The following is a 9,852-nucleotide window of genomic DNA, read 5'->3' as shown; positions in this document are numbered from 1 at the left end:
TGTTGGTATCATCATAGGTGTTGTAGCCCATCGCGATATTGTAAGGAGGTGAAGTGACGATGAAATCAACTGAGCCAGCCTCCATCGCCTAAATTCCGTCAAGGCAGTCTGTCTCGTAAATCCGATTTTTCTCCATAATCAAGCCTCAGTATCTGGTATCATTCTGACAAGGGTCAGGGTGTAGTGGATCGTCTCTCCGGCATGGGGGTGGTTTGCATCGACGGTTACGTTTTTGGCATCGATTGAAATGACTGTGACTGGTGCCTTTCTGCCATCAGGTAATCCCACTCTGACGAGATCGCCGGGTTCCGGGTCGCATTTGATATCGAGTTTCTTTCTCTTGATCCGAAAGACCAGCCGCTTGTTGTACTTTCCATATGCCTTCTCTGGTGGGAGGGTGACTGTGCTGCTCTCCCCCTCTGCCATCCCTCTCAATGCCTCATCGAAGGCAGGGTTTATTGTTCCGGCTCCGATGACTGCTTCAACAGGTGTATCTTCTGCTGATTCCTCGATGGTTGTCCCATCATCGAGCCGTGCGATGAAGTTGACAAAGACTCTGTCACCAGGTCCTGGGTGTCTCATCTGATAAGTAATGTGCGGGGAATGGTGAAAAAAGGTGGGTGTCAGACCCCGGTCTTCCCTGCAGGCTCATCCTCAACTCCATTGCCGATGAGCGAGAGGATCGCGGGCATCACAATGATCGCACCCATCAGGGCGAATCCGACCGAGATGACGGTGAGGATTCCAAAGTTGCTGATGATCCCAAAGCTTGAGGTGATCAGTGCGGAGAATCCAAAGACGGTGGTAAGACCTGATATCGTGATTGCTGTTCCGATCTTCTGGACACTCTGGCGGATGGCTTCCATCTTTTCGAGTCCCTTCTCCCGCTCCTCATAGTACCGCTCCATGATCAGGATGGTGTATTCTGAGGCGATACCGATCGTCATCGAACCAAGTGTTGCCGTCATCGGAGAGTAGTCGATGCCGAGTTCGAACATAATCAGGCTGTTCCACCCGACGATCATCAGGATCGGAATGAGGGGGGTGACTGCTTTTCTGGCTTTGCGATAGACGAGGTAGAGGAAGGCGAAGATCACGATAAATCCAAGGACCGTCATCTGGGTCTTCGTCTCGCGGATCTGGGTGATGAGGTCGGTGAACATCTCTCCCTGTCCGGTGAGTGTTGCGGTTATGCCGGGTGGCGGCTGGTGCCAGGCGAGTTCATCCTGGAGCTGGTTGACAAAAGACATCCCGACAGTTGAATCCATATCGATGGTTGAGATCTCGATGAGTGCCATCGAATGGCCGCTCAGGTAGTGATCGCGGAGTTCGATTGGGATTGATTCAAGGACGCGAACGAGCTCTGAATCGGTCTCTGGAAGATTTCCTCCGTTATACTGGATGACGAGATTGGCGATGCTCCGTGTACCGGTGATCTTATCGTTCCTCTCCTGATACTGCTGGAACTCATGCATCCAGGTGATCGAATCAAGGGCAGAGACACGATCGCCCCGAACGAAGATCGGTGTTGCCGATGAGGGCCCCATCGCTCTGGTAACCTTATCGATCTGCACTTTTGCCGGCATATCCGGCGGTACAAATGAGTTTTCATCTGTGTTGACGATGATCTGGTCGTCGACTGAAAAACCTCCAAGAGCAAGGAGGAGGCAGATGGCGAGTATGATGAGCGGGAATCGGGATATTCCGCCGACCATCGCTCCAAGTCCTCTATTGTATTTATCTCCGATGGCAAGCCCTTTCTTCTCGGGGATGGGTTTTGGTGTGTATTTGAAGAGGATGGCAAAGACCGGCACAATGAAGAGTGCGGCGATGTAGCAGCAGATGACACCGATGACGCAGACCTCTCCAAAACTTCGGATCATCGGGAGGGGTGATGTCCACATCGCAAGAAATCCCATCGAGGTGGCGAGCATCGCATAGAGGATAGAAGGTCCGGATCGAACCATCGTCTCCCTCACCGCTTCAGGGAGGGGGCGGCTCCGCACCTCCTCATCCAGTCGTGAGTGGAACTGGATTGCATAGTCGATCCCGATCCCGATAAGGACGGGGAATGCTGCAATCGTCACCATGTTGAGTTTGATGCCGGTAAGCCCCATGAACCCGAAGGTCAGGATAAGGCCGCTTGCAACGATACCTACTGAGAGGAGACGGTACCGTACCGCACTGAAGAGGAGACCGACAGCGAGAACCATCAGGAGCATCGCAATGCCGATCAGGCTCCCCATTGAGGTCCCCATCTCGTCCATCATCTGCTTTGAAAAGGCAGGATTTCCGGTGAGCGAGACTGAGACGCCGGGTGGGGGTTCTGAGATCCCAATCAGCGTATCGATGCTATCGACGATTCTGAACTGGGTGTCCTGATCCAGTCCTGCATCAAGAGTGACCTGGATGATCGTCATCGATGATGCAGGCACCAGGCGTTCATAGAGTGCCGGATTAATCTCTTCTTTTGCTGCCTGTATCTCAGCGATTGTTGTCGGAAGTTCACCTCCGTTTGCTGCGACGATATAGTCTGTAATTCCTGTTACGCCGTCTACATACTGCTCCCGTCTGAGATCTGTTTCAAGACGTTCAAGATAGGAGAGGATGAGTGGGTTTGTCACATCCTCAGTTTCGACCAGCACCATGATGCTGTCGGATGAGAAGGTGCTCTGGTATTTGTCGAGGAGGATGTACCGGGGTGTATCAACATCGATATAGGTCTCCGGGCCCGTCTCCATCGTGGTAAGGGTCATCCCATACAGTCCGATGACGAGGAGGAGGAGGATCACTCCTGCTATCTGTGCAGGATACTTGTTTACTCCTTCAGAGAATAGCTCGTAAAGTCGCATGCTGGTTCGAAATCTCCTTTAAAAAAAGGGTGGTTACTTCCGCTTCCGGTAGTACCAGTAACCGCCAGCGAGGGCAATGACAAGGAGGGCACCGATGATCATCGGTGAGATGCCTCCTTCACGGGGGACGACTTCTACTTCGACCTTCATCGTCTTTGAGATCTGTGTGTTGTCGAGGGCATCACGATACCTGATCTCTGAGTCGAGGCCGTAGATCTTCTCGGTCGCACCCGAATCGACATTTAAGATGTATCGTGCTACTTTCGTCTCCCCCGGTGCAAGGTCGCCCAGGTACGCGGTATCATCGTTTGAGGTGAAAGGGTCGACTGCGGAGATCCGGGCTGTTGCACGGTAAACGGGTGCTTCGCCAACATTCTTATATTCTACATCGATCGTGGTCTTCTGACCCGGGCTGACAATGGCTGGTGGTGAGATGGCGGTAAACTCGATCTTGCCGCCCGTTCTGATTCCGACCGTTCGCGGTTCAGATGTCTTGATCTGGCCGTTTCGATCTTTGTACTCTGTAAGCACCGTTAATGGGTACTCTCCCGGCTCGGCATTTGTTGAAACTGATACTTTGAATGTCCGGGTTACTATTGTTCCTGCGGAAAAGTCACCGATAAATGCGCTCGCATCGGTTGGGATAAGAGGGCTTGCGCCGCTTCGTTCGATCTTGAGCGTGGCAGATCGTGCATCTTCTGATCCGACATTCTGCACGGTGAGGGTGACGTACCCTTCGGTTCCGACATTGAGAGCCTCAGTTGTTATGTCTGTGATGAGAAGCCGGACGTCGGGTTTCACCACGACTCTGAGGTTCTCTTCGATGACCTTTGTGCTGTAGGTGTATCGGATCAGGTCATCTGCATACTGCTCGGCACTTGAGAGATAGGTGTACTCGATTCTGATCGGAACTGCGTATGTCCCGGCGACTGCATCCTCATTGAACTGGATAGTGAAGGATGCCGTGGTGCTGCTTCCGCCGTGAACATCACCGATCATCTGGTTATCACTTTTGATAGTGAGTGGTGCAGATCCCGGTGAGAGGCCGACGGTCATCATCTTTGCGATATCAGGGCTGTCATCACGGGTGATGATGTCGCTTCGGGCGATCTTGACGATATTTAATCCGGTATTCTCGACTCTCACGGTTACGGTAGCTTCTTCTCCCGGAGTGAATTCGTTTGTGCCGGTGATGGCGACCCGGAGATCCGGCGATCCGTACAGGTACTTCTCACCGGCGAGTGCCGGTGTTGTGATAGCGGCGATGACCAGGGCGATGAGAAGAAACACCCTGATGCCATCCTGTTTTACGCATGATGATATACTCATTGATAGCTCCATTTCAGTCTGTTGATCAGCGTGTGTCACACTGATATTTAAATATTGTTTTTATATGTAACCTATATATGTCAAAAGTAAGGTTTCATATGTTACCTATACTCGGTAGTATTTAATAGATGTATGATAATAGAATGATCAGATGGGCCCACAGCGGGAAGAGTTTACCGAGATCCAGAAACTGCTGAAGATGCATCCACAAGGGATGAGTGTCACCGAGATTGCCCGTGCCATGGGTAAGAACAAGCACTCGACCGGACGGTATCTTGACAGTATGTATGCATCCGGTCAGGTCGATATGCGCACCGTTGGTATGGCGAAGATCTATACCCTGGCACATCGTCTCCCCCTCTCCTCCCTCATCTCAGGGATGCGGGAGAAGATCATGATCCTTGATGAGGATTACCGGATCATTCTGATCAATGATGGGTTGGCTGAGCTGATCGGCTATGCCCAGGAAGAGGTGGCAGGCCGGGATATCCGCCATCTGCCGGTGCATGATCCTGAGGTTCATGATCTCTTTGTCGTTGTTGCAGAAGGATTGAAAGAGTCTGAAGAGGTCTTTGAACACTCGCTTGACCAGCTCTCCGGAGGAACAACCCACCTGCATATTCATATCATCCCCTCTCAGGATGAGATGCACCATGCAGTCTATGTCATTGTGATGGTCGATATCTCAGACCATGTCAGGATGGTGCATGAGCTTCGTGAACGTGAGCGCCAGTACCGCGAGCTTGTTGAGATGGCGAATGCGATCATTCTGAAGCTTGATAGAGACGGCAATATCCTCTTCTTTAATGAATTTGCCGAGACCTTCTTTGGATATGCAAAAGAGGAGGTGCTTGGCAGAAACGTCATCGGGACGATCGTTCCGCCGACTGATATGACCGGAAAGAATCTTCGTGAGATGATCGGTCTGATCTGCACGAAAACAGAACAGTTCAGCTGGAATGAAAATGCCAATATCACGAAAGCTGGTGATCTCGTCTGGGTCAGATGGTCGAACCGGGCGATGAAGGATGAGAATGGCAGGGTTGTTGGTATCCTCTCGGTCGGCAATGATATCACCGACAGAAAACAGATGGAGATGGAGCTCATCGACCAGAAGAATGAGCTTGAACGGAGGGTGAAAGAGCTTGAATGTATCCATCAGTTCTCCGGTGTTGTCGGTTCAAACTTCTCCCGCGAGGAGCTCCTCTTCTCTATTGTCAGGGTGATCGGGGACTGCTGGTCACGACGGGGGGCGATGGGGATCCGGATCCGGTTTGGGGATGAGGTCTATGAGAATGGAAGTCCTGATGGTCTCCTTATCTTCTTCAAAAAACCCATCCTCTCCGGGGGAAGGCCTGCCGGAACGCTTGAGGTCGGTTTCTCTGAAAAAAATGAGAAAGAGGAGTATTATCAGGATAAAGAACGGCTCCTCTCCCTGTTTGCGGAGCGTATCGGCTGGGCGATCGACTGGATGGAGGCTGAAGCCGAGATCCGTCGTTCCCGCGATCTCTCGGATACGCTCCTTGCAACTGTTGATTGCGCCTTTTTCGTCCTTGATTCCGAGGGGAGAATTGTCCGGTTTAACCGGAGGTCAGAAGAGCTGACCGGCTATCTTGCAGAAGAGGTGTTTGGGCGGTATATCTGGGATATGTTCATTTTGCCTGAGATGAGGGAAGGAGTACGATCCCATATTGCTGTCCTCTTCGAGACGAAGAGGAGGGCACGGATCAGGGGAAAATGGATCGCAAAGGACGGGACCTGGAAGATGGTTGACTGGTCAAATACCGTCATCTGCGATGATGAAGGTGTTGTTACCCATATCATCAGCACTGGTCTTGATGTTACCAGGCAGCTTGAGGATGAAGAGGAGCTTCGCCGGTGTCGATCGGTACTTGATCGCCTCCTTGAAGGCGGGAAGGGCGGCTGAATGTGGGTTTACACAAACGGTTATCTCTCTTTACCTCCTCTTCTTCGGTATGCGTATATCGTCTCTGATCTGCGGTTGTCTCCTTCTGGCCGCCCTCTTCACCGCCGGATGCATCACGGCCTCTTCAGGTTTGTCGGATACTTCCTGGATGCTGATTGCCTATGCTGATGCAGGGGGTGAGATGGCCAGGGCGGATGCTGTGACAACATTTTACTTCTCTGATGATGGAACACTCAATGGGAATGCTGCCTGCAACAGCTACTCGGCTGAGTATCGTAAGAGTGATGATCAGCTTGTTATAGGTTCGGTCGTAATGACGGAGATGTATTGCACCGATGAGAGCAGAATGGAGCAGGAGATCCGGTTTATAACTCTTCTTGGAGATGTCCGTTCGTACAGGATTGATGGTGACATTCTGATGATGTATGGTGCCGGAGGAGACGAACTCCTCATATCCGGTCGGACAACCCGGATAAGATAAGAGATCCATTTTTCCTCTTCCGGTACATACGTATCATTATGCGAAATGGCTTGATTAGTATCGGAGTGGTTGTCCTCCTCTTTCTGTTTGGTGCAGGCTGTTCATCAGTCGCCGAAACCGGGGAGCAGACTGCTCCCTCGCCAGACGATCGTATCCAGCAAACGCTTGAGAGAGAGCTCCATGCTGCGGTTCTGGACCGGTTGCATCTCCTCGACCAGACGGTTCTCTCTGCTGCGGCTCATGCAGCTGCTGTTGGCCTTGATGACCCTTCCACCCATGAAGTACTTGCGAATGTTACCGATACCTTTTCGGATTGTGTGATCGATGTCATCACTATCGATGCTGATGGACGGATAACGGGTGTCTATCCGCCGGAGTTTGCTTCTGCTATCGGATCGGATATCTCGGCTCAGCCGCATATCCGGGTACTGCTCGATCAGAAGAAGCCTGTGCTCTCAGGCATGATCAGGACTGTTGAGGGGGTGGATGCGGCTGTACTTGCGTATCCGGTTCTCCATCCGGATGGCACGATTGCAGGTGGAATCTCAGCACTCTTCTCTCCAGCCGGGCTGATTGATGGGGCAGTTAATTCTTTTGAAATGACTGCACCATTCAGAGCCCTTGTTATTACTGTTGACGGTCTGATCCTCTATAGTCCCGATGAGGAAGAGATCGGAGAGGTGCTCTTCTCAGATCCCGGGTATGCACTCTTTGTGGATGTGGAGCGGTTTATGACTCGTATCGGGGTTGAGGAGAGAGGTTCTGCCACCGTCGGTCTCTCCGGTGTTCAGAAGCAGATCATCTGGGATACGGTCTTGCTCCATGGAACAGACTGGAGACTGCTCGTCATAAAGGAGTGCTAGGATCAGAGGAGTTTCGTCTCACTGGTTGGCCGTGGAATCTTGACGACGAGCACCCGGAAGACTCCGCTGCTCTCGTTCATCCACCGGTGTGGAATTTTAGCCGGGCTTTCGAAGAGCATATCTTTTGTAACCTCCCTCTTTTCGTCACCGATCTCGACAATACCTCTTCCTTCCAGCACATAGAAGAAGACATCTACCGGCGTGATATGCTTCTTTAATGCCTCACCTGGCTGGAGGGTGATGACAACGGCGACCGCATGCCTGGTATCATAACACTTTCGTGCATCCACATGGTGCGGATTTGGGCTGGATGGAACATCGACGACTGATACGATCTTCATGGGCGACTACTTGTCCTCCCCCCTATTAACCGCTTCTGTCAGCTATCCTTTGTAGTTTGTCCAGTAATTATTCAGCGACTCCTTTCTCCGCCGTCTCCTCCTCTCCTTTCTCATCTCCGGGTAGGTCGGCTCAACACTCTGTACTGCCGGACAGAAGGGGCAGAGGGCGAAGCGGATCTCATCTGCATAATCCCTGACCGGGCAGAGATACTCTCCATCCCACTGATCAACGATCTGCCCGCCCGGAAACGGAGTGCCGACCGGATGTGCGGGTTCATCCATCACAAAGATGGTGAACCCGGCGAGGAGGTATTTGAGATAGAGGAAGGTCGGGTCCTTCGTCTTAGCTTTCTCTCTGGCAGCTATTCCGACCATTTCGAAGAATGCCCAAACTGCTGGAGAGAGGGGATCGATCAGCTCTTCAGCCTCACCGCTCCGTGCAAGGAGAAGGAGCCGGTGGTGTGCAGCGAATAGCTGCTCTTTCACCTTCGGCAGGAGGATGTTCCGGTACTTCAGAGGAAGATCTCGTGTCTTCTCATCGAACCGTGCATACATCTGCTCCAGGTAACGGAGGTCAAATCGTGCCATTTCATCCGCAAGGAGGTGTAGAAGCTCCCCTTTCGTCTTAGCATGCTGCATCCGGTGGCAGGCCTGATCGATCAGGTCAACATCCCCGCTCCCCGGGGTGAGATCGCCTGATGTGTACTCTGCAAACGTATCGATGAGAAGAGCATTGATCTCTTCATTTCTGGATTTTTCCGGCTGTTTCTGTCGCCCTGAGATCTGTGATATAACCCATTGGAAGAGTGATCGGATGCTCATGGAGATCTCTTTGTATGATTGTCTGTTTATCCTCTGTCGGTGCTGGATGGAGATTATACGTATCTGATAGGGAGGATCTCTCCTCTCCTTGCTTCTGTATCAAAGACTGCAACAGTCGGCTCCCCGTACCGCTCTCCACAAGCTTCACCCGGATTGATGAAGATGGTGCTGCCCGATCCTCTGATTGAGGGTCGGTGAGTGTGGCCGGAGATGATCACGTCATGAAGAGCACCTTCTGCGAGTGCGATCAGGGCCAGGGTATCGTCACCATGCACCATACCGATCCTGAGTTCGTCAATGGTAATATCGACGAAACTCCCTTGAAGAGATATGTTTGCGCACGTATCAGCGGTCTTCTTCAGAAGGGTCGTCTGCCTGTAGTCACAGTTGCCAAAGACTCCGATCACCCTGCAGGGGAGGTCAGAGAAGAGTATGAGGGATGAGGGGGTGGTGATATCTCCTGCATGGAGGACAAGTTCCACTTCCAGTAATGAGAAGAGACGGATTGCTTCATGTATCAGAGGATGGTTATCATGGGTATCTGAGATGATGCCGATCTTCATTCATCACCTCCTTTATCTTTGCGGAGTTGAAGGGGTGGAGCTGTTTCTAAATGATCCCGGTGTATTGATCCGATAAGACACGTATCTCCCTCCCTTTAACTTCAGGGATTGTTATCCGGGAGAGAGACGGTAAAGGTGCTCCCCTGACCCGGAGTACTTACAAGCGTTATATCTCCACCATGAAGCTCTACATATCGCATTGCGATAGGCAGGCCAAGACCAAGGCGATCATAGTTCCGGCTGAGGCTTTCGAGATCAGCGATATGGAATGGCTCAAATATCTTCTTTTGTACAGATGCATCGATCCCGATTCCATTATCTATAACTCTGATCGCATGGCCTGTTGCCTCTCTCTGATATTCAAGTGTAACTATCCGGGGTGGGTTGTTGAACCGGATTGCATTTGATATCAGGCCTGCAAACACCTGGTTGAGGAGAGACCGATCCCCGGATATAATGACATCCGGGGGTATCTCATTCTTCACCCGAGCCTCTGATCCGCCGATAGATCCTCTGATAACCCCCTCAATGAATTCATGCAGATGGATACTCTCACAGACAGGTACTATTTTACCTGAGCCGACGAGTGAGAGTTCAAGCATCCGATCGATGATCTTCCGCTGCTGATCAATATATTTCAGACAACTGGTAAGCATAACAACGACATCATCGGA

Annotated in this window: 10 protein-coding genes; 3 read left to right on the top strand and 7 right to left on the bottom strand. The window is 51.6% G+C overall.

Annotated elements, in window-relative coordinates; genetic code table 11:
* Window positions 1-138: 138 nt before the first annotated feature.
* The 3 genes from Q7V06_RS05325 to Q7V06_RS05315 are packed head-to-tail and all read right to left on the bottom strand — an operon-like array spanning window position 139 to window position 4,181.
* The gene (locus Q7V06_RS05325) at window positions 139-582 is read right to left on the bottom strand and encodes a peptidylprolyl isomerase (protein ID WP_304839127.1); all 444 of its coding nucleotides are present in this window, start codon (window positions 580-582) and stop codon (window positions 139-141) included.
* A 41-nt stretch (window positions 583-623) separates the two neighbouring features.
* The gene (locus Q7V06_RS05320) at window positions 624-2,852 is read right to left on the bottom strand and encodes an RND family transporter (RefSeq protein ID WP_304839125.1); all 2,229 of its coding nucleotides are present in this window, start codon (window positions 2,850-2,852) and stop codon (window positions 624-626) included.
* A 33-nt stretch (window positions 2,853-2,885) separates the two neighbouring features.
* Window positions 2,886-4,181, bottom strand: coding sequence for a COG1361 S-layer family protein (locus tag Q7V06_RS05315; protein ID WP_304839122.1), 1,296 nt, complete (start codon window positions 4,179-4,181; stop codon window positions 2,886-2,888).
* Window positions 4,182-4,332: 151 nt separating this feature from the next.
* Here Q7V06_RS05315 and Q7V06_RS05310 point away from each other — a divergent pair, with 151 nt between their 5' ends.
* Genes Q7V06_RS05310 through Q7V06_RS05300 form a run of 3 tightly spaced genes read left to right on the top strand, consistent with a single transcriptional unit; the run spans window position 4,333 to window position 7,452 of the window.
* On the top strand, window positions 4,333-6,108 hold the full coding sequence (locus tag Q7V06_RS05310; protein WP_304839120.1) for a PAS domain S-box protein: 1,776 nt from the start codon (window positions 4,333-4,335) through the stop codon (window positions 6,106-6,108).
* Window positions 6,041-6,589, top strand: coding sequence for an META domain-containing protein (locus tag Q7V06_RS05305; RefSeq protein WP_304839117.1), 549 nt, complete (start codon window positions 6,041-6,043; stop codon window positions 6,587-6,589). Before Q7V06_RS05310 ends, Q7V06_RS05305 begins: the two co-directional genes overlap by 68 nt.
* 38 nt (window positions 6,590-6,627) lie before the next feature.
* On the top strand, window positions 6,628-7,452 hold the full coding sequence (locus tag Q7V06_RS05300) for a hypothetical protein (protein ID WP_304839115.1): 825 nt from the start codon (window positions 6,628-6,630) through the stop codon (window positions 7,450-7,452).
* A gap of 2 nt (window positions 7,453-7,454) precedes the next feature.
* Here the strand turns inward: Q7V06_RS05300 and Q7V06_RS05295 are convergent, their stop codons facing one another.
* The 4 genes from Q7V06_RS05295 to Q7V06_RS05280 all read right to left on the bottom strand — a co-directional run.
* Window positions 7,455-7,793, bottom strand: a complete 339-nt coding sequence (locus Q7V06_RS05295) for a cupin domain-containing protein (RefSeq protein WP_304839112.1) — start codon at window positions 7,791-7,793, stop codon at window positions 7,455-7,457.
* 42 nt (window positions 7,794-7,835) lie between these two features.
* The gene (locus tag Q7V06_RS05290) at window positions 7,836-8,615 is read right to left on the bottom strand and encodes a DUF2115 domain-containing protein (protein ID WP_304839109.1); all 780 of its coding nucleotides are present in this window, start codon (window positions 8,613-8,615) and stop codon (window positions 7,836-7,838) included.
* Between the two features lie 53 nt (window positions 8,616-8,668).
* Window positions 8,669-9,178: a metallophosphoesterase gene (locus tag Q7V06_RS05285; protein ID WP_304839107.1), complete on the bottom strand. Its 510-nt coding sequence runs from the start codon at window positions 9,176-9,178 to the stop codon at window positions 8,669-8,671.
* Window positions 9,179-9,279: 101 nt separating this feature from the next.
* A partial coding sequence (locus tag Q7V06_RS05280) for a sensor histidine kinase KdpD (RefSeq protein ID WP_304839104.1) occupies window positions 9,280-9,852 on the bottom strand: 573 nt, incomplete at its 5' end.

This window comes from Methanocalculus sp., assembly GCF_030651615.1.
Classification (GTDB): Archaea; Halobacteriota; Methanomicrobia; order Methanomicrobiales; family Methanocorpusculaceae; genus Methanocalculus.
Note: the sequence above shows the minus strand (reverse complement) of the source record. Positions and strands in the feature narration are given on the sequence as shown.